The organism is Aquimarina macrocephali (assembly GCF_051627225.1).
Classification (GTDB): domain Bacteria; phylum Bacteroidota; class Bacteroidia; order Flavobacteriales; family Flavobacteriaceae; genus Aquimarina; species Aquimarina macrocephali.
This window is the reverse complement of record NZ_CP151795.1, coordinates 2,723,005-2,744,576: the sequence shown is the minus strand read 5'-3', so window position 1 is coordinate 2,744,576 and position 21,572 is coordinate 2,723,005. Positions and strand designations below refer to the sequence as shown.

General features: G+C 31.6%; 18 protein-coding genes. 10 read left to right on the top strand and 8 right to left on the bottom strand.

The features are described from left to right. Positions 1-8: 8 nt before the first annotated feature. The gene (locus AAFU52_RS11865; protein WP_438426519.1) at positions 9-806 is read right to left on the bottom strand and encodes a DNA/RNA non-specific endonuclease; all 798 of its coding nucleotides are present in this window, start codon (positions 804-806) and stop codon (positions 9-11) included. A gap of 761 nt (positions 807-1,567) precedes the next feature. Between AAFU52_RS11865 and AAFU52_RS11860 the strand changes: the two genes are divergently transcribed. The 5 genes from AAFU52_RS11860 to AAFU52_RS11840 all read left to right on the top strand — a co-directional run bounded on the left by AAFU52_RS11860 (position 1,568) and on the right by AAFU52_RS11840 (position 5,003). Next, entirely contained in the window at positions 1,568-1,747 is a 180-nt protein-coding gene (locus tag AAFU52_RS11860) for a hypothetical protein (protein ID WP_152538656.1), read from the top strand. A 216-nt stretch (positions 1,748-1,963) separates the two neighbouring features. Next, entirely contained in the window at positions 1,964-2,143 is a 180-nt protein-coding gene (locus tag AAFU52_RS11855; protein WP_024772410.1) for a hypothetical protein, read from the top strand. A gap of 405 nt (positions 2,144-2,548) precedes the next feature. Further along, on the top strand, positions 2,549-2,728 hold the full coding sequence (locus AAFU52_RS11850; protein WP_152538657.1) for a hypothetical protein: 180 nt from the start codon (positions 2,549-2,551) through the stop codon (positions 2,726-2,728). Between the two features lie 479 nt (positions 2,729-3,207). Beyond that, entirely contained in the window at positions 3,208-4,800 is a 1,593-nt protein-coding gene (locus tag AAFU52_RS11845) for a vitamin K epoxide reductase family protein (protein ID WP_438426518.1), read from the top strand. A gap of 32 nt (positions 4,801-4,832) precedes the next feature. Next, the gene (locus AAFU52_RS11840) at positions 4,833-5,003 is read left to right on the top strand and encodes a hypothetical protein (RefSeq protein WP_161635331.1); all 171 of its coding nucleotides are present in this window, start codon (positions 4,833-4,835) and stop codon (positions 5,001-5,003) included. Between the two features lie 72 nt (positions 5,004-5,075). Here AAFU52_RS11840 and AAFU52_RS11835 read toward each other — a convergent pair whose 3' ends face one another. Further along, positions 5,076-6,188: an ABC transporter permease gene (locus AAFU52_RS11835; RefSeq protein WP_438426517.1), complete on the bottom strand. Its 1,113-nt coding sequence runs from the start codon at positions 6,186-6,188 to the stop codon at positions 5,076-5,078. 9 nt (positions 6,189-6,197) lie between these two features. Next, positions 6,198-8,336, bottom strand: a complete 2,139-nt coding sequence (locus AAFU52_RS11830) for a carboxy terminal-processing peptidase (protein WP_438426516.1) — start codon at positions 8,334-8,336, stop codon at positions 6,198-6,200. 258 nt (positions 8,337-8,594) lie between these two features. Here AAFU52_RS11830 and surE point away from each other — a divergent pair, with 258 nt between their 5' ends. The 3 genes from surE to lpxB all read left to right on the top strand — a co-directional run bounded on the left by surE (position 8,595) and on the right by lpxB (position 10,999). After that, complete coding sequence (gene surE / locus AAFU52_RS11825) at positions 8,595-9,377, top strand: 5'/3'-nucleotidase SurE (RefSeq protein WP_438426515.1); 783 nt, start codon at positions 8,595-8,597, stop codon at positions 9,375-9,377. Beyond that, positions 9,370-9,666 carry a hypothetical protein gene (locus tag AAFU52_RS11820; RefSeq protein ID WP_106791896.1) on the top strand — a complete coding sequence of 99 codons (297 nt, stop codon included), beginning with the start codon at positions 9,370-9,372 and terminating at the stop codon, positions 9,664-9,666. Before surE ends, AAFU52_RS11820 begins: the two co-directional genes overlap by 8 nt. Before the next feature lie 217 nt (positions 9,667-9,883). Then, a complete protein-coding gene (lpxB, locus tag AAFU52_RS11815; RefSeq protein ID WP_438426514.1) occupies positions 9,884-10,999 on the top strand; it encodes a lipid-A-disaccharide synthase in 1,116 nt (371 codons plus the stop codon). A 4-nt stretch (positions 11,000-11,003) separates the two neighbouring features. On the opposite strand, the gene AAFU52_RS11810 is transcribed toward lpxB, so the two are convergent. Beyond that, positions 11,004-13,214 carry an ATP-binding protein gene (locus AAFU52_RS11810; RefSeq protein WP_084050558.1) on the bottom strand — a complete coding sequence of 737 codons (2,211 nt, stop codon included), beginning with the start codon at positions 13,212-13,214 and terminating at the stop codon, positions 11,004-11,006. 232 nt (positions 13,215-13,446) lie between these two features. Here AAFU52_RS11810 and AAFU52_RS11805 point away from each other — a divergent pair, with 232 nt between their 5' ends. Together AAFU52_RS11805 and AAFU52_RS11800 are read left to right on the top strand one after the other, a co-directional pair. Beyond that, on the top strand, positions 13,447-13,968 hold the full coding sequence (locus tag AAFU52_RS11805) for a C40 family peptidase (RefSeq protein ID WP_024772419.1): 522 nt from the start codon (positions 13,447-13,449) through the stop codon (positions 13,966-13,968). 189 nt (positions 13,969-14,157) lie between these two features. Beyond that, positions 14,158-16,203: a ComEC/Rec2 family competence protein gene (locus tag AAFU52_RS11800; RefSeq protein WP_438426513.1), complete on the top strand. Its 2,046-nt coding sequence runs from the start codon at positions 14,158-14,160 to the stop codon at positions 16,201-16,203. A gap of 13 nt (positions 16,204-16,216) precedes the next feature. Here AAFU52_RS11800 and AAFU52_RS11795 read toward each other — a convergent pair whose 3' ends face one another. The 4 genes from AAFU52_RS11795 to AAFU52_RS11780 all read right to left on the bottom strand — a co-directional run bounded on the left by AAFU52_RS11795 (position 16,217) and on the right by AAFU52_RS11780 (position 21,572). Next, complete coding sequence (locus AAFU52_RS11795) at positions 16,217-17,488, bottom strand: serine hydrolase domain-containing protein (RefSeq protein ID WP_024772421.1); 1,272 nt, start codon at positions 17,486-17,488, stop codon at positions 16,217-16,219. Between the two features lie 492 nt (positions 17,489-17,980). Then, on the bottom strand, positions 17,981-18,520 hold the full coding sequence (locus AAFU52_RS11790) for a thioredoxin family protein (protein WP_438426512.1): 540 nt from the start codon (positions 18,518-18,520) through the stop codon (positions 17,981-17,983). A 100-nt stretch (positions 18,521-18,620) separates the two neighbouring features. Continuing rightward, the gene (locus AAFU52_RS11785; protein WP_438426511.1) at positions 18,621-20,171 is read right to left on the bottom strand and encodes a peptide MFS transporter; all 1,551 of its coding nucleotides are present in this window, start codon (positions 20,169-20,171) and stop codon (positions 18,621-18,623) included. Positions 20,172-20,180: 9 nt separating this feature from the next. Beyond that, positions 20,181-21,572, bottom strand: a complete 1,392-nt coding sequence (locus AAFU52_RS11780) for a peptide MFS transporter (RefSeq protein ID WP_024772427.1) — start codon at positions 21,570-21,572, stop codon at positions 20,181-20,183.

Genomic DNA, 21,572 nt, shown 5'->3' with positions numbered 1-21,572 from the left:
AATCAATATTAAAATTTCCACCCTTTTGTAGCCGAAGAGGCTTCTAATTGATTCTCTATTTTATCCTCTAATGTTGCAAAAAAATCAATCCCTGTTAGTTTTTCGATTTCATCTACCGATACAACAAAGTTTTTTAAAGGTGCTTTAGTATCTTTATGTGGCATCAAAAAAGCTATCATTTTTGGATCAGTAGAAGAATTATTGAATACAATTTTATAAAATTGTTTAGGCACAGAGATATGTTCATATCCAATTGTAGAAAGGTTATCTGATAATACACCTCCAGTTACTATATATACTCCATCATATACTTTGGCCCAATATCTTATTTTTTGCTCTAAATAATTCCAGATACCACTATTAAACTCATGATTTTGAGGTGTGACATTCGAAGTAAGAAATGTCTCTTCAAAAGCTTGGTATGTAAATCTTCTATCTCCCGCGGGGCATAAATGCCCTCTATCATATCCAGAATTCTTATAATTGCGCCAATCTGCAGAAGACGATTTCACTTTTCTGTCTTCTTCAAAAAAAGGTCGTTTAAATTCATTTGCAGATAAATGCTCCTTTTTTAATTCATAAGCTACCCATTCTGCCTGTTCATGTTTTTCAGAATATGATAATGAATAAAAATCATGAACTACTACGGCTCCTGTAGTAGATGTCGGAAGGTAATAAAAACCAAAATCGGTCGTATTCTTAGTTTTCTTATCCGTAAAATCATTATTTTCAATATACCTCTCAAAGTAATAAAACCCAACGGTAACTATAATAATCAATAGTGGGTACACATATTTTCTTTTCATTCTTATATCATTTTGAAGAAGCAAAAATAACAAAACATTGCTATTGATTTCTAATATTCAGACATTCAAATAACATCCTGTAAAATTTGACAAGATTGTCCTTATTTCTTGAAAAATCAAAGAATCAGGACAATATAGTATCAATAGCATCCTAGTTTTACAAAAATACTAGAAAGCTATCTGTTACTTAAAACAAATAGTAAAACCGTAGAGACATATACCTGAGTGTCTATAAAAGTTCGGAAAATTAAATCTTAAAACTTTAATTATGCTATCAAACATTTTAAACCTCACTAATGGTAAAACATTGAACAAAAATGAACAGCAATCTATTAACGGAGGAAGAATAAACGACAATTGCCAAGGTGATCCATGCATGGTTGATGGCCACGGTGCTTGTTGTAGTAGACTTTTTAAGTGTAAACTAAATATATGTCAACTATATATATGAAGTTCTCCTTGTTAGAGGAAGTTTAGGAGAGGGTAATTTTCATAAATTCATCCTCTTTTATTATTCTCTATATCAACACATCTGTGCCTTGTTAATATTTGTGATCCAACAAGAGATATACTAAGGTCGAAAAATCCTTTTATATAAATTTAAATAGTACACCAACAAAAACATAAAAAATTACAACATACTAGTTTTACAAAACTATTAGAAAGCTATATGTTACTTAAAATAAATAGTAAAATCTTAGAAGAGACATATACCTGAGTCTCTATAAAAGTTCGGGAAATTAAATCTTAAAACTTTAATTATGTTATCAAACATTTTAAATCTCACCAATAGTAAAACATTGAACAAAAATGAACAAAAATCTATTAACGGAGGGCACTTTAACTGTGCTGGAAGAGCATGTAGAATCAGTGGAAATGGTGATGCATATTGCTGTGGAGGCGCTACCTGTCGTAATAATGTATGTGGTTATTGGAATTAAGAATTATAAACCTCTAGCAAGGAGGTCTCTTTTGTAAAAATACTAAAAAAACCCCCTATTTATTTATGATTCGTTACAAAAGGTAATTTTTATCAGACAAAAATAACTCAAAATCTATTCTACTACTTCAAAACAAATAGTAAAACCATAGAGACATATACCTGAGTGTCTATAAAAGTTCAGGGGAATACTATATTAATTTATTAAATTTTAATTATGTTATCAAACATTTTAAATCTTACCAATAGTAAAACATTAAACAAAAAAGAACAACAATCTATTAATGGAGGAAGAGCCAATAACTGTAATGGCAATCCATGCAGCAGTGGTAAAAATAATGTACCTTGTTGTGGAGGTACTACTTGTCAAAATAACTTATGTGGTTACTGGGCCTAAGAGAGTCATAAACCTCTAGTTTTTGGTTTATAAAAAGAGGAAGGATTCTTAGAAATTCATCCTCTTTTATTATTCTCTATATCAACACATCTGTGTCTTGTTAAGATTATTATTTGTGATCCAATAACATATCTAACAAGATCAAAAACTCCTTTTATATAAATTTAAATAGTGCACCAATAAAAACATATAAAATTGTCCTGATTTCTTGAAAAATCAAAGAATCAGGACAATGTAGCATTGATAGCATCCTAATTTCGTAAAAAATAACAATACAGTATTATCATAATTAAATTACTCAAAAACCTCACATTACTTTAAGAAAAATAATGAAAACTCTTAGAGACACATACCTGAGTGTCTATAAAAGTTCGGGGAATACATTAATTCATTTAAATTTTAATTATGTTATCAAACATTCTAAATCTTACCAATGGTAAAACATTGAACAAAAAAGAACAGCAATCTATTAACGGAGGAAAAAAACGTGGCTGTAATGGTGCTCCATGTAGCAAGGGGAAAAATGGCATATCTTGTTGTACAGGTGCTAGATGTATTGACAATGTATGTAGCTACCCTGTCTAAAAAAACAATGTAGACTATATATAAAAGTTGCCATTTTTTAGTTAGGAAAAAAGAGGATGGATTTCTAGAAATCCATCCTCTTACACCACATCTCTATTTACACAAACCCATCTTTTCTTTTAAAGAATCAACTACTTAATATGGATTTATATAATTCTAATACGCTATCATGACTATTAAGAATAGCTGGTTTTTAAAACTTTATAAAAGATTAACGATATTTTTATTATTAGACCGACCCAATTCAAAATATCATGTAAAATTATATTTATCAATGTTTTACATTAAAAAATTAACAAAAAAAAACAACCTTACTATGGTTTAACCATATATTTTTTGAGCTCAAAGCATTCCTTTTTACTCAATAAAATCTTTACTTTAGAGAAAATTATTTTCTGAAGTAAAATGACTTGTGGTATTTCTTGTCATTAAGAATTAAAATGCCACATAGTATACTAACAATACTAAGCCAGATACGCATGAATAATACTATTGAAAAAATTGTGGAAAGTGTTTTGATCCAAAACAGGATTGGAAATTATACCAAAAAGGATTTGGAACTACAATTACAAATACATCCCAGCTATCCCAGTTTTCAATCTATTACAGACACTTTAGATTATTTTGATATCGATAATATTGCCGTAGAAATCCCTATGGATGCTTTGGATCAACTTCCAAAAAGTTTTATTTCATTAATAACGGTAGAAAATGCAGAGGAAATCGTTACGGTAATCAAAAAAAATGATAGTATTGAACTTAAACATACCAGCCTAAAGAAAAAGAAATTCACTTTTAATGAATTTAAAGAAATCTGGATTCCCAAGGTAATTGCTGTTGAGTATAATGCAAAACAAAAACTTATTTCTAATCAATCTCTTATTCAAAACCTATTATTTGTTGGATTAGTAACTAGTTTAATTCTCGCTTTTTACGGAAGGCCCTGGGATATTAGTCAAATTCTCTTTTTACTGTTATCATTTACAGGAGTTGTTTTCAGTTTCTTTGCTGTACGAGAAAGCTTAGGAATACAGTCTCAGGCTATGCATCAATTTTGTACATCGGTCGGAAATACGAACTGTGGAGAGGTTATAAATAACAATAGTGGTAAACTTTTTAAGAATTTTTCTTTAGCCGATGCTGGGATAGTTTTCTTTGGTTCTATTTCATTATATCAAATACTTTATGGTTTCAATAGTATATTATTAGTCCCTTCATTGATAGGCATTCCTTTTATCTTATATTCTATTTATTCTCAAGCATTAATTGTAAAAAAATGGTGTGCTGTATGTTTGGCGATGGGCTCTATATCTGTTGGATTAGCAATCATAGCTATACTTAATATTCCATTTAATATTGATATTTCGGATGTTGTAAGTTTTATAATGCTCTCGTCTTTATTTGCTTTAGCCTATTTATACACCAAAGAAAAAGTAAAAGAAAATAAAAAATTTAAAGCAGATAACTTTAAACTAAATCATTTCAAAAGAGATGGTCAGATTTATAATCATTTGCTTAGTATTTCAGAAAAGATTGAAGATAATTCGGCAATACCAAATGAAATTATTTTAGGTAACCCTAATGCAAGTTTTAAAATTATTAGTCTTACCAATCCTATGTGTGGGTATTGCAAAGATGCTTTTGAGGCCTATACACGCGTTTTAAAAGCTATGGGGGATAAACTTCAAATTAGTATTCGTTTAAACGTTAAAACAGACGATACTAATGATAAAGCCACACAAATAGCTCTTATTCTTTTAGAAATATATTATAGTAAAGGACCAGATGAGTTTATTGTTGCCTACAACAAGTGGTTTGCAGACAGAACTCATAGTAAATGGATAAAAGAATATGGCATCCCTCAAGATAATCAAAACCATCTTGAAGTTTTGAAAAAACAATCTGAATGGGCACAAAAAAACAATCTTTACTATACTCCTGCATCACTTATTAATACTACGTTATATCCTAAAAAGTATAATTATAATGAGTTTTTCTACTTCATGAGTATGATGACAGAAAATCAAGAAGATACCATTTCTGAGGTTCAGGAACCTCTTGAAACTGAATAACAAAAAAATCTTTAACCTTAAAACCTATTAATATGAATCAGATTTCAAAATTGAAAGATGCTAAACATCTTTCTAAAGAACAACAAAAAGACATAGCAGGAGGAATAACTCCTCTAATTTTTAAGAGAAGAGGTTGCAACCCTGCCTTAAGTTGCTGTTATCATAACGGAACTACATGGGTTCAAGGACCGCCTTGTTTCTAAAAAAACGATAATCAAATTTTAAAAGCAGTAAATCGTGTTGAGTATTATATACTCAACACGGTTTTTTATTTTCTACCCTTTCACGTCTAATGCATCTCGAAGTGCATTTCCTATTAGCATAAATGCCATTACCAGACTCATAATCCCTAATCCAGGGATAATGGCAAGATATGCTTTACCTAAGATAATATAAGAATAATGATCTTTGATCATTGCTCCCCAGCTTGGCATTGGTGGTTGCGCTCCTATTCCCAGAAAACTTAGGCCGCTTTCGATAAGAATCGCTCCTGCAAAGTTTGCTGCAGAAATCACAATTACAGGTGCTAAACTATTGGGTAGTATATGTTTTGTAATAATTCTAAAGTTGGTAAAACCCAATGATTTTGCAGCAGTCACGTATTGCATCTGTTTTACACTTAATACCTGTCCTCTAACCACACGAGCTACTTCTACCCACATTGTTAACCCAACTGCAATAAAAACCTGCCAAAAACCTTTTCCTAAGGCCAAAGTAATAGCAATAACCAACAACAAAGTAGGTATTGACCAGGTAACATTTATTAACCACATGATCATGGCATCTACTTTGCCTCCAAAATATCCTGCGATTGCCCCCAATGATATTCCCAAAATCAGAGAAATTAATACAGCCACAAAACCAATAGAAAATGAAATCCTAATACCGACCAGCATTCTGCTTAACAAGTCTCTTCCGTATTTATCGGTACCTAAAATAAAGGTCTGTGTTTTTATATAGGTATTAGTTATCTCTTCTGATGTTAAACCTTTTGGAAAACGTTCAAATTTGATTTCTTTTGACAATTCTATAATTTCTCCTTCACTGTAAGGAGAAATTTCTAGTGTGCCATTTTGTATAGTATACCGATCAATAGGGGTTTCTGTATCTGTATTTTTTTCTCCAAAAAAGATTTTACTTAGAAAAGATTGATCAGATACATCCTGAGAAGGAATAGTGAGCATTTTAACTTTAAACCCAGGGGGTTTAGAATGAATGGATAAATGCATTTGATTTGCATTCTGAGAATTATCAGGAGCCAATACATAAGCAAAAACCGCAATGATTGCACAAAGAACAATAAAATAAAAACTCAAGACGCCCCAAAAATTCTTCTTGAATTTTTGGAGCGCCAGTATACTTAAAGAGTTTGATTTTTCTTTGGGCATTAATATGTATTAATTCTTTACCGTAGTAAGTGGATTTTTAGATCTTCGAATGTTATTGATTTTCAAATCTTCAAGAACACTAATCGCCTCTTCTACATAAACATCTTTACTAAGGCTTTTATGCCATCTTTTTCTTTTCTCTGTTAGAATCGAATCCTTTTTCATCAATTCTTTTTCATAAGGTAAAGATTGAAAAGTTAAATTGGTCTTATAATCACTAATCGCATCAAAACGCTCTGCTTGTTTCTCGTTAAGTGCAATATTTAACTTATACTTACTAAACTGTAAAGAATATTTGTTTATATCTCTTTTTTGTCTAACCCACTTTGCATTTTCTTCAATTAATTTTAATTGATCATTTTTAGACATTCTTTCTTTACTATTATTGATTGTTTGATCAAAATCAATATAACCATCCCAAAGGTCATAATCAGCAGCAGCTATTTTATCCCATGGCAGCGGATTTTCCTGATCTTTTTCACCAATATCAATATAACTATAACGATCTGGAACTACAACATCACTTTTTACTCCTTCTAACTGTGTAGAACCTCCATTAACTCTATAAAATTTTTGAGTAGTAAGTTTTAAGGCTCCCAGATCTCCAAAATCATTACTGCGCATCCATCTATTAAGATCCATTACGTTTTGAACAGTTCCTTTACCATAAGTTTGCTTGCTTCCTATAATGATTGCTCTTTTATAGTCTTGCATCGCCGCAGCTAATATTTCTGAAGCAGAAGCAGATAATTCATTTACCAAAATAACTAATGGACCATCCCAAAGTATATTTCTGTCTTTATCACTTAAAACCTCTGGAGACTCTCCTTTTGTTCTAACTTGTACTATCGGACCTTTTTCTATAAATAGTCCTGCAATATCTACTACAGTTTGTAAAGAACCTCCTCCATTATCTCGTAAGTCAATTACCAGACCATCCATATCTTGTTCTTTAAGACGGATGATTTCTTGTTTTACATCTTTAGCAGCATTACGTTGATTATAATCTTGCATATTAAAATAAAACTTTGGTAAATTAACAATCCCAAATGTTTTATCATTCTTTTTAACTGTAGATGATTTTGCATAAGTCTCTTCGAGCTCTACAACATCTCTAACAATCTCTATAATCTCGATAGTACCATCAACCTTCTTTACTGTTAGCATTACCTTTGTGCCTTTTGGGCCCTTAATTAAACTTACAGCATCATCAAGTCGCATCCCTACAATACTTACAGGTTCCTCTTCATCTTCTTGCTTTACTTTCATGATAAGATCCCCTACTTCAACCTCATTACCTCTCCATGCAGGACCTCCAGAAATGATCTCTATTATTTTTACATTATCATTTTTCTTTTGTAATCTGGCTCCGATTCCTTCTAACTTTCCTGACATTGCAATATCAAATCTATCTTTATCCTGAGGAGCAAAATAATAGGTATGAGGATCAAATTCTTCTACAATAGAATTGATATATATCGAAAACCAGTCTTTTCGTTCTAAATCATCTGCAAATTCAAAATATTCTTTTAGTGAAGTTTTTGTGATTTCACGAGATTCTTTTTCTAAGACAATCGAAGTTTTACGGCTATAATTACTGTTTTTGGTAACAGAATCTATTTGCTCTTCAACTTTATCATAATAGCTAGATAATGCATTAAATTTAAGTTGCAATCTCCAACGGTCTTTCATTTGACTTTTACTCTCTACATAAGGTAAGTTTTCATAATTTGTATCGATACTTTCGTCTTTCTCGAAGTTAAAAGGTTGTTCCAAAATTTCTTTATGTAATGTTCTAGCCTCTGCCATTCGCTGTTGCAAACGATCATAAGTTAGATTAAAGAAAGTAATTTCTTTATTTCTGATTTCGTCATCAATCAGTTTTTCAAACTTCTTAAATTCTTCAATATCACTTTTATAAAAATATCGTTTCAGAGGATCTAAGGCATCAACATAATCAGAGAAAACTTCCTTAGAAAAATCATCATTTATATCCTTTGCATCATAATGTCCTTTACCTAAGACATAACTTATTAAATCAATTAGCAATTTATCTTTATCAGGATCATTTTCAACCTTTGTGGTAAAACTGCAAGAAGCTGCCGAAACGATCACGGTAAGCATCAAAATCAAAAAACTCTTTTTCATACGCTCATTTAATTTAGGGATTCAAGGCAAAATACATTAAAAATCGTGCCAATAACACGTAATAATACTAAATTTTTCTTAAATGAGCTAATATTATTTCTTACTCTTTATTCTCTTAAAATTCCATCTGTTCGTATTTATAGTTTTATAATTTTTTAATGAAATATTTATCATTACTATTTTAGTAGATATTGACTTTTTAGGAATTCTTATTTCGTATAAAAAAAGTGTATTTTTACAGTCGTAAAATTTTAAGCTATGCCGCAAAAAAGACCATTGATTTTAGTCACTAATGACGATGGGGTTACTGCCCCGGGAATACGTGCACTTATAGATGTAATGAATGAAATTGGTGATGTTGTGGTAGTTGCCCCAGATAGTCCGCAAAGCGGAATGGGTCATGCTATAACAATTAATAGCACTCTCTATTGTGATCCTGTTGTTATTAATAAAAATGCTCCACAAAAAGAATATAGTTGTTCGGGTACTCCCGTAGATTGCGTAAAAATGGCATCCCGTGAAATCCTTGACAGGAAACCTGATTTATGCGTAAGTGGGATTAACCATGGCTCAAACTCAGCAATTAATGTAATCTACTCGGGTACAATGAGTGCTGCTGTCGAAGCAGGCATTGAAGGAATTCCTGCCATTGGGTTTTCATTACTTGATTATAGTATGGATGCAAATTTTGAGCCTTCGAAGAAATATGTAAAAATTATTGTAGAAAATGTCCTCAAAAACGGGTTACCAAAAGGAGTAGTTCTTAATGTGAATATTCCAAAATTAATCGAAGAAGACATAAAAGGTGTAAAAATATGTCGCCAGGCGAATGCCCATTGGGTAGAAGAGTTTGACAAGAGAACAAACCCTATGGGACGAGAATATTACTGGCTTTCTGGTGAATTTATTAACGAAGATAAGGGTGAAGATACTGATGAATGGGCACTACATCACGGCTACATCTCTATAGTACCTACTCAATTTGATCTTACTGCTCATCACTTTATACAAGAACTAAACAACTGGTCATTACATGATTAAAAAAGAGATTTTTATTGGTTTTACAATCGGCTTATTTGTGAATGCTATAGGATTTATCTTGTGCGTATTTATTTTTTCTGCACTAAGCTCTCAGGGATTATCATTTACTGAAATGGTAAAAGCTTCTGCAGAGAATGATTCTTTAGGAAGCTTAATTGCTTTAGGAGCGATGCCTAATCTAATTGTTTTCTTTCTTTTTTTAAGAAAAAATAATATATATCGAGCTCGTGGCGTGCTTCTTGCTACGCTTATTGCGGCTATTTGTATTGCAATTAGTAAATTTGGATGATCTTAAAAACATAATATCATATTTTTTAGATAAAATCGGTAAAACAAATGTTAGTTTTCGATACTTCGGAAACGTTAAATTTGTAGTTGTTTGATATTTTATCTGCCCTTAAGAAAATTAAAAAACATGAAACGAGCATGCTAAAAGCTTTATCACTCCAAAACAATGATTAATAGCGAACAGCATGTGACTTTTGAAAAATAGTAAATATAAACACATGAAATACTACCTCATCGCGGGAGAAGCATCTGGGGATTTACACGGTGCAAATCTTATGAAATCAATTCTTAAAGAGGATCCTCAAGCAGAATTCAGATTCTGGGGTGGAGATCTTATGCAGGCTGTTGGTGGCTCGATGGTTAAACACTATAAAGATTTAGCATTTATGGGGTTTATAGAGGTTTTATTAAATTTGTTTACCATTCTTAAAAATCTAAAACTTTGTAAACGAGATATTACAAGTTTTCAACCAGATGCAATTGTTTTTATAGATTATCCGGGGTTTAATTTGCGTATTGCAGAATGGGCAAAAGAAAAAGGATTCAGGACACATTACTATATTTCTCCTCAGATATGGGCATGGAAAGAAGGAAGAATAAAATCTATCAAACGATGTGTTGATATGATGTACGTAATTCTACCGTTTGAAAAATCTTTTTATGAGGATAAACATGAATTTCCGGTTCAATTTGTAGGACATCCATTAATTGATGCTATTGCAGATCATAAGCAAATTATGCCCGAAAAATTTAAGGCTGAATATAATTTGGACGATCGCCCTATTATTGCCATACTTCCTGGAAGCAGAAAACAAGAAATTCGTAAAATGCTTGAGGTTATGCTTACTGTTGTAGATGATTTCCCTAATTACCAGTTTGTCATTGCAGGTGCACCAAGTCAGGAAACTTCTTTTTATGCTCCTTTTATTAAAAAACAAGGAGTTCACTTAATTATGAATCGAACATATGATTTATTAAGTCTTAGTAATGCTGCCTTAGTAACTTCGGGTACTGCGACTCTAGAGACCGCCTTATTTAAAGTGCCAGAAGTTGTATGCTATAAAGGGAGTTATATTTCTTATCAAATTGCAAAACGAATTATTAGCCTTGACTATATTTCTTTGGTAAACTTAATTATGGATAAACCAGTTGTATCCGAATTAATACAGAATGAATTTAATCCTAAAAGACTTAAGGAAGAACTTACGATAATAATTGATGATTATAAAAGAGCTGTTATGTTTTTGGATTATTATGATCTTGAAAAAAAACTTGGTGGTATAGGTGCGAATGATAAAACCGCAAAATTAATTGTGGAATCTATAAAAAATTGATTTTCTATTTGTCACAACACACCATAATGGTTTCGTAAAGCAATTTTGGATCTACCGGCTTATTAAGAACAGTGTATATTCCTACTTCGTTAAATTTTTCTCTGTTTAGCTTTTCGGATATTGCCGTTAATGCAACTATTGGTATTCCTTTATCAAATTGTTTAATATATTTTGTTGCTTCAAAGCCATCCATTTTTGGCATCATAATATCCATCAAGATCATAGAATATTTATTTTTCTTAACCATATCTACTGCTTCTTTTCCATCATTAGCAGAATCACAGTAAAAGCCATAATTTGAAATTATTTTTTCTGTAATTAATTGATTTACCTTGTTATCTTCAACCAACAAAACATTAATACTCTCTAGCGATTCGTCATGACCATTTCCCGAGAAAGTATTTTTCTCTATTAGCTGTTCAGGAATATCAAATTTCATGGTAAACAAAACTGAAGTCCCTTTTCCTGGTTTTGATTTTAAAATAATATCACTTCCTTGTAATTTCAGTATTTTTTTTACGATCGACAACCCTAGTCCGGTACCTCCATATTTTCTATTGATTTTAACTGATCCCTGATGAAAAGCTTCAAAAGCCTTACTAATTTGCTTTTCAGACATACCTATACCGGTATCTCGGACAGAAAACTCTATTTCTGCTTTATTATCTATTTTCGAAACCAGTGAGGCTTCAATATAAATATCTCCGTTTCTCGTAAACTTTAAAGCATTATCCAATATATTCAAGAAGATTTGGGAAACTCTGAGGGCATCCCCTTTTAGATGACCAGAGATATCACTATCTATTTTTCTATGAATTTTATTGTTATTATCCTTCATTAACACAGAAGAATCTATTAAGTTATTCAATAATTCTCTTAGATCAAATTTCTCATTTTTCAGCTCTAATTTTCCTTTTTCAAGATCATTTAGATGAATTACATCGGCAATCAAATTCAATAAATAGTCACTAGATAAATTGATTAACTTCATTTGGTTTACCTGATGAGGTGTCAATTCTTCTTTTTGCAATAAAAATGTTGTTCCTTTTATTGTATTTAACGGAGTGAGAAGTTCATGAGTTACCGAATCCAAAAATTCTGATTTAGCTTCTAATGCTTCATCTACTTTTTGATTAGCTTCTACTAATTTTCCATAATTCTTTTGGAGCAATCTATTTATTTTAGTTTTATATAAAGAGACTCTGTATTGAATTATACTCATTAGAATTAATCCCAGAATAATTATTACACTTAACGAGATAATATAACCTCTATTTCTTAATTGCTCGGCTTTTAAGTCATTTTCTAGTTTTATCCTTTTATTTTCTTCTTCTTTCAGATTTAATTGATTGGATAATGCAAGTGTGGTACTTACTTCTCTTGTTCTTTGTGCATGGTACTCTAAAAGATTATTAAAGGATTGACTATAAAAAAGTGTTGCATTTTTATAGTCTCCAATCTTCTCATAATACAACCCCTTATTAGAATACAACCTTCCTTCAAAGTTTAAATCTCCAGAATAAGCAGATTTTTCCTTTTCAATAGTGTCAAAATAGAGTTCTGCTTTTTCAAATTCTTTTAAATTGATATAACTTTCTGTCAAAAACAGATTTAAATTCTTTCTTCTATCCTGTTTGACTCCTGTTTTTCTTATTGCATTTGTTGATTTTAGTGCATGTTCAATAGATTCATTCCATCTTTTTTCCTGCAAATACCTCACACTAAGGTTGTAATTAATATCAATCACATCTTTAGTTTTCCCATATTTCCTTAATAGCTGTTCTGCAATAAGATAAGCTTGATACCCTTCTTCTTTTTTTCCTTGCATAGATTTATGCACTCCAAGTCCTTCATAATACAATCCTAGCTGTCTTTTATTATCTATTAGTTTAATGATTTTTAGATTTTTGGCTAAATACTCTTCAACTCTAAGGGTATCTCGAGTACCAAGAAAAAAATCTATTTTCGTTCTATTAATCTGAATTTCAAGCAAGGGATCATTAACTTTTTTTATCAATTTTTCTGCGAGTTCTAAAAAATAGATCCCCTTTTCTTTCCCTTCCTTTGTTTGTGTTGAAAATGACTTTGAAGATTCTTCTAAAATTTCCCTTATACTATCAGAATTTATCTCTTTATCAGCAACTTGTGCTGTCAAAGAGACAATACCAAAATGTATTAAAAAACACATACTATATGGGAGCACCTTCAATTTCATCTGAAGAATATTAATAAGTATTTAACTAATAAGGTATTAAAATATATTGTCTTTTACTCTATAACCTTAGACAAATACCGCAAAACCCGTAATTCCAAGGTGTAAATAAATACTTTGTACTAGTACAAAGTATTTATTTATGGCAATAATAAAAATTGGAAGGTTCTTAAACAATATTAACTCTTGAAAATTTTAAGCAAAAACGTGTACTTTTGTTACAAACCCAAGTCTAATGAAAAGAGTAGTCTTTTATCTTTTAATTACTATAACTATAGTTTTAACCTCTTGTGGGAGTTCTTCTAAAAACAAAGCGGTTATAACTTCAAAAAATAAAACTAGCGTTAAGGTCAAAACAACCAGAAGCCCTAACTCCAAAAAAATTAAAAGCATTGTGAGTTATGCTAAAACTTTTGGTGGTACCCGGTACAAATTTGGAGGTACTACAAAAAAAGGAATGGATTGTTCTGGCTTGGTATATACTTCATTTAAGAAAGAGAATATTGTCCTTCCGAGAACTTCCAGAACTATGGCTACCCAGGGCAAAGCTATATCATTAAAAAAGGTAATCGTTGGTGATTTACTTTTTTTTAAAACCAATAAAAGAAAAAATGTTATTTCTCATGTAGGGCTTGTCGTTGAAACCAAAGGAGTCATTAAGTTCATACATGCATCTACATCAAGAGGGGTTATTATATCTAGTCTTGATGAGAAATATTGGAACAAGTGCTTTGCTGGTGCCAGAAGAGTCTTATAACCCGCGTATTTACACTTCTATTTTACCGGGAAAATAATTATCCTCTTATAAATTCCTAAACAAGGTTGCTCCTACTTCCTTAATAATCCCAGTTCCGAAAAATGAAACTGGGGTCCCCTATCATTGTACTATGAACATTTTTGAGCAATTAATGATTACTCAAAATAACTTACTACATAAGTCTCTAATGTGAAACTCATTAATATTCCTTTTATAGTCATTACTATTTCGACCCTACTCGGTATACTTATAGGGTACCATTTGACTATTGTTCCTAAAATTGTAGTATTAACTTTCTTAATCTCTATCTGTATCCTTGGTGTTTCATGGAAACAATCAAAAAAGATATTCAGCAAAGGATATTCCTTTGTTATTATAATGGTTGTTGTTTTTATCATTTTTGGAATAGCTTTAGTCAAAATCCACAACCCAAAGAATTATTCTAGTCATTATAGCAATCATATTAATCCGAAAGTGCAACCATATGATATAGGAATTCAATTTTATATTAAAGAACGATTAAAGCCTTCATTCTACTATAATAAATACATTGTCTCTACCAAATTTGTAGATGACAAAGCAGCACATGGTAAAATATTACTTCAGGTCGCTAGAGATAGCTCACAAAACATTTTGGATATAGGCAGCACTTACACCACATTCACAACGCTAAAACCTATTCCTCGTGCCTTAAACCCATACCAATTTGATTACTCAAAACATTTATATACTCAATATATATCACATAGGATCATTGTATTGCCTCATCAGCTTATTGATAATCATAAAATTGAATATTCACTAGGGTACTTAGCAAATCAAATTAGAAAAACCTGTACTTTAAAATTATCCAAATATGATTTTGACTCCACACAGTTATCCATTATCAATGCCCTGCTTTTGGGACAAAGGCAAGATATAAGTCAAGATACATTTGATGATTACCGAGATGCTGGTGCTATTCATATTTTGGCAGTATCGGGGCTTCATGTCGGAATCATTTTACTACTATTAAATTTCTTTTTAAAACCTCTTGACAGATATTATAAAAATGGAAAAACAATCAAATTAACTCTCACTATTTTATCGCTTTGGTGTTTTGCTATTATTGCAGGGTTATCCCCATCGGTACTTAGAGCAGTCACTATGTTTTCTTTTCTTGCCATAGGAATGCAAATTAGATCCAAAACAAGTATTTATAATTCATTGTTTATTTCTCTGTTTATATTAATCTGCTTTAACCCTTTACTATTGTTTTCGGTAGGGTTTCAATTAAGTTATTTAGCAGTTTTTGCGATAGCCTGGATACAACCCTTATTATTCAAAATATACCGGCCTAGGTTTTATCTTTCTAAAAAACTCTGGGAAACATTTACAGTTACTATAGCTGCTCAACTTGGACTGCTACCTCTTTCTCTTTTTTATTTTCATCAGTTTCCGCTTTTATTTTTTATCTCTAACCTCATTATTATTCCTTTTTTGGGAGGTATTCTCGGGTTTGGGATATTGGTTATTCTGCTCGCTTATCTAAATATTCTTCCTGAGTCTATAGCAGCTTTATTTGGTAATTGTATTGACATTATGAATACTATTATTGTATGGATAGCCGATCAAGAAAGTTTTGTTATTAAAAATATTCCTTTCTCGACCAGTATAGGTATTATCTTATATTTCATTATTATTCTTTCAACAATGATGTTTAAAAAATATGAAAGAAGAAAATTTTATTGGTTAGGGATATCCATTATTATACTACTTTCAATTTTGATCTACGAAAAGCATACGGCATCAAATCTGGAAGAATTAATTGTATTTCATAACCAGCGTAACACTACTTTGGGGATCCTAGAAAACGAGCAATTGAGAATCTACAGTAAAGATACTATTGCTGTAAAAACACAACATTTCTTATTCGGTAACTATCTCACCAAAAATCAAGCTACTTTGGATACCGTTATGCGATTAAAAAACATTTACCAATATAAAAAACAAACTATTATGGTTATTGACAGTACTTCAATCTATCATATCAAAAGCTTTCAACCCGATATTATTATATTATCAGGTTCTCCAAAAATTCATCTGGACAGAGTAATTGATAGTTTACATCCAAAACAAGTCGTTGCAGATGCTAGTAATTACAAAAGTTATATTGATCAATGGGAAATTAGCTGTATAAAACAAGAAATCCCTTTTCATCGTACAGACAAAAAGGGAGCCTTTATATTAAAATAAGCTTTTAAAAATTTTATAGCAATACTAAAGATTCTTTTAGCAATTGATCGTTCTGAGTAGTCATTATCTCTTGTATCATTTTATAAATTGTAGGTATACAATTTTTGGCCATTTTATTTTGACTGTTAAAGAGTACACAGATTCCTAGATCTTCGTTAGGATAAATTGCAATCTCACTTCTATAGTTATTAACACTTCCTCCATGATGCACAATAGTACTTGACTCTTTGGTATCAGCGTCTACAAAAGAATGTACGCGCCATCCTAATCCGTAGAAAGATTTTGAATATCCAGGCCACTTCTGATAATACTGTCTTCTTCCTCCTACTTGTATTTTTGGACTAAATACTGTGCGCATTGTATTAGGCATCATAACTTCTGGATTATTTCCGAGCAAAAATTTCATCCACTTACCCATATCTGTTATACTTGCATTAATTCCTCCTGCAGCTATGGCATTATTATAATACTTTTTATTAATACGTTTAGAACGCCATCCATGTCGAATACGCTGATGTGGTTGTGCCACATTATCAGATTCTTTAAGAGCTTCATAACTTGCCGAAGCAGTAGTCATTTGTAGAGGTTTAAAAATCCTATTTTGAATAACTTCTCTCAAAGGTTTACCAGTAACTTGTTCTATTACCTTGCCACTTAACGCAAAAACAGCATTTTGATAGCTATATATATTACCCGGTTGTTCAATAGTACGTACCTCTTTAAATTTGCTTGCAATTCTTGTTATTGATAATCCATCTTCTACTAGATTGGTAAAACTATGATATGGTAAACCTGTAGTATGTGATAACACATGAGACAAGGTCACCTTTCTGGTTCGTTCTTTACTAGAAAGCTGAAAATCAGGAACATAATCTACAATTCTATCTTCCCAATTTAATAAGCCTTCTTCTACATGAATTCCCGTAAGTATACCTGCAAAACCTTTAGAAACCGAACCGATTCTAAAGATTGTTTCTTCATTGATTTTATCTTTTAAAGCTATATTCCTTTTACCATAACCATCTACATAAATAATAGAATCACATTTTACAATAGCCACTGCTGCTCCTACAATTTGATTCTGATTTATAGCTTTGTTAAAATACGCCTGGATAGAATCGGCCAATCGTTCTTTAAGTGAATTCGGGAAATAAACTTCTGTGGGTTGCGATATTTGAATAGCTTGAGGTTCTTGAGCTAATTCTGGTTGTTTAGCGGAAACAAAAGAAAAAAGTAACGCAATAAACAACATAGATGGGACAGCTATGACTAGTATTTTTTTCATAAGTAGGTTTACAATTCAAAAAAAAATAAATAAAATCAAAAAAGCATTACAATCTGTAGAGTAGGTATTAAAATTGAATTAGGCTAGATTAGTTTTATTTTCATTTCTTGAATCAGATTTGGGTATTATTTTAGGTTTATTATTAACTAACGAATAGATCTTCAATTAATTGCACTACCTCTTTTTAGGGCTAACACTAAAGCACTTCGAATTGACTTAATTCTATGAGTACAAAAGATAGTTACATACAAACTTAATCTCAAAATCATTCTTAATCTTTGAGTTTGAAAGAAAAATCCTTCACAAAAACAAAAAAACATTCTATTTGAATGTTATTGTGGTCAATTTACGATAAAAACACTAAAAAACAAGACAAAATACACAAATCTGCAAATTAAGAGTATTTTATATAGTTCATTACATTCATAAAAAAACTTCCTTTTTTGATCATATGATCAAAAAAGGAAGTTTTAAAAAGTATAGTAATCTATATTAATTTTCGAAAGTACTTACAAAGGACTGTTCATATTTCTGCCATGCATCTGCACTAGTTAGCCTTTTATAATCATTATTATTGATCATCTTAAGGTATATCTCTAATTGTTGTGGTGTTTTATACCCCACCACAGGAGCAATAAGATTTCCTTTTTCATCAAAAAATACCATACTAGGATATCCAGTTATTTTGAGCGCATTTGCAAAAAAATGTTGACTATTTCTTCCTTTCCTATCTGGATTATAATTTGGATTGGTATAGGTAAAATCATTGTATTTTATTTCTTCTGTTCCTTCTGCATTAAACTTTACTGCATAGTAGTTCTTATTTACATAGGAAACTACATCTTTATTATGAAAAGTTCTTTTATCCAGAAGCTTACAAGGCCCACACCAATCTGTATATACATCCATAAAGATCTTTTTAGGTTCTTTTTTCTGAGCCTCTAAAGCATCATTCATAGACATCCATTTGATTTCTTGTGCTTGAGCATAACAGCATAATAGAAATCCAAAAATAAAAAGTAGGTTTTTCATAAATCCAAAATTTTTATAACTAGTCGGAAACAAAAATCATTCCTTATTAAAAATTCATTTGCCTTTGGGAAGCAAGTAAAGTTATATATTTTATTACACACTAATGCACTCCATGCATCATTTTCTTCATTTTTGAAGTAATTAAAATTAATATTATCCCAACAACTATCGGAACTATAGTAAAGATCAAAAAGAAAGCTGACATCGAGTAGTTATTAACAATTACATCGATATAACTCCCTACAAAACCAGCTAATTTATTACCAATAGCAATAGCCAGATACCATAGACCAAACATAATTCCTATTTTTTTTGCTGGTACTAATTTTGAAACATAGGATAATCCTACCGGGGACAAACATAATTCTCCCATAGTATGCAGTAAGTAAGCCACAACCAACCATACTAAACTAACGGATGCAGTTTTTGCTCCTTGAGGAATCGATGCAGAACCCCATGCTAGCATTCCGAACCCTACACCTAATAATATCATTCCTAGTCCAAATTTCACAGTGGCAGAAGGGTTATACTTACTTTCCCATACTTTAGAAAATAAGGGTGCTAGAGTAATGATAAATAATGAGTTCAGAATCAGAAACCAGGATGCAGGAATTTCAGTTGTTTCCTGTGGAAGAATTACAGAAAGTTTCCATAATGCAATTGCCCATACACTTAAGAAGCTTACTCCTAAAACAATATTGGATAATGATATTTTTTTAAACGTTTGTGCAAACAGTTTAAATAAAACCCAGGTGATAACTCCTAAAGGCACGATCGTTATTAATGTGTCTACTATTTTAAATATTGATGCAGAACTTCCACTTAATACACGTTGCGTAAATTTATTTGCAAAAATAGTCATAGATCCACTGGCTTGTTCAAAAGATGCCCAGAAGAATACTACAAAAAATGCTAAGACCCCTACAACAATGTAACGGTCTCTTTGAACATGAGCAGGCACTTTTTCTTCAACTTCATCTGTCATATTTTCAATAGCATCTGATAAATCTATTTTTTTAGATGGTTCTACTCCTACATTCTCAAAAATACTTCTACCAAACCAAAACTGCAGCATTCCCAGCATCATAAAAATACCAGCCAGACCAAATCCCCATGCCCAACTTAAATTCTCACCTAAGAAGCCACAAAGCAAAACACCTATAAAACCACCAGAGTTTACACCCATATAAAAAATGGTAAAAGCCCCATCTTTCCTTTCTGGAAACTTATCATACAGACCACTAACAATCGATGTAATATTTGGTTTAAATAAACCATTACCTATGATTAAAAGTCCTACACCTATATACAGTGTAGTTTCTGTTTCTAATGCCATTGCAGCATGCCCCAGCGTCATTACCAGAGCACCTAGTGCAACTGCTTTTTGATATCCTGTAAATTTATCAGCAATCCACCCTCCTATAACGGGGGTTACATAAACTAAAGAAGTATATGTTCCTAAAAGAGCCAGTGCTCTTTCATTAGACCATTCCCAACCTCCATCTGCAAAAGTAGAGGTTAAAAATAACACAAAAATTGCGCGCATTCCGTAGTACGAAAAGCGTTCCCACATTTCTGTGAAGAATAATACATATAATGCGGGTTTATGACCTAATAGACTAAAGTCATTTGAATCGTCTTGAACCGTCATGATATTATTTTATGAGTTATCTGCTAATTCAAAACCTTCAGCTTCTTCATGTATAGTTCCTTCTCTATCTTCAACACCATGTGTTAGAACTTCTAATTTTTTTCTAAAAATCATAACGAGTAATCCAAAGATCACACAAAAAACGGCTATTCCTGTAAAAATGGTAAACTCTCCAAGGTTTTCTGCTGATTCTCCTAATAAACCAGCCAGCTTATTTCCAAAACCAGTCATTGCAAAATATACCCCCATCATTAATGCTCCATATTTAACCGGAGCCAATTTTGTAATAAACGACAATGCCACAGGTGATATACATAGTTCTCCAATAGTATGAAATAAATATGCTAATACTAACCAATACATTGCAGAAGATCCATCAGAGTTAAACTCCATAGATGCAGCTGTCATGAAAAAGAATCCGGTTCCCATAATAATAAGCCCTATAATCATCTTAAATAAAGAACTTGAAACTTTTCCTTTTAGTTTTCTATTCGCCCAGTACCAAGCTATAGTGGTTCCCAAGAAAATTATAAACATGGCATTTAGAGATTGAAACCATGAAGCAGGAACTTCCCAACCCATTAGCATTCTATTTGTTTTTTCTTTGGCGTAGATATTCATTAATCCTCCTGCTTGCTCAAAAGCTCCCCAAAAAACGATCACTAAAAGAAATGAAATAAACAAGACAACAATCCTATCTTTTTCGATCTTAGTTAATGGTTTTTTCATTGCTTCTTTATCTTCTTCTTTTTCAGAAGCTCCTAAAAAGTTACCTACTTCCCCAAGGTATTTTTGACCTAGTAGGTATTGTAATAATCCCAATGCCATTCCTATTCCTGCAAGACCAAAACCGTAATGCCATCCATGTACTTCTCCTACATATCCAACTATTAAACTTGATAAAAATGCGCCAACATTAATTCCTATATAAAAAATAGTAAATCCTTTATCTCTTCGTATATCTCCTTGTTTATACAAACCTCCTACCATAGTCGAAATATTAGGTTTTAGCATTCCTACTCCTGCTATGATTAAGCCAAGACCAGAATACCATGCCCACATTTCTTCAACAGCCAAAATACTGTGTCCTGCAACCAATAAAATCCCTCCGACTAAAACTGATTTTTTTTGTCCCAGAAATTTATCTGCAATCCATCCTCCAGGAATTGATGCTACATAAACCAACATCGTATACCATCCATACAGTGCTAAAGCTTCTCCAGATGACCAACCTAAACCTGCATTTTCATCCACGGTTTTAGCTGTTAGATATAACACAAAAATTGCTCTCATACCATAGTATGAAAAGCGTTCCCACATTTCTGTAAAAAATAAAATGTATAATCCCACCGGATGCCCAAAAAGCTCTTTCTGATGAGCTGCTTTAACTGTATTTGCCAT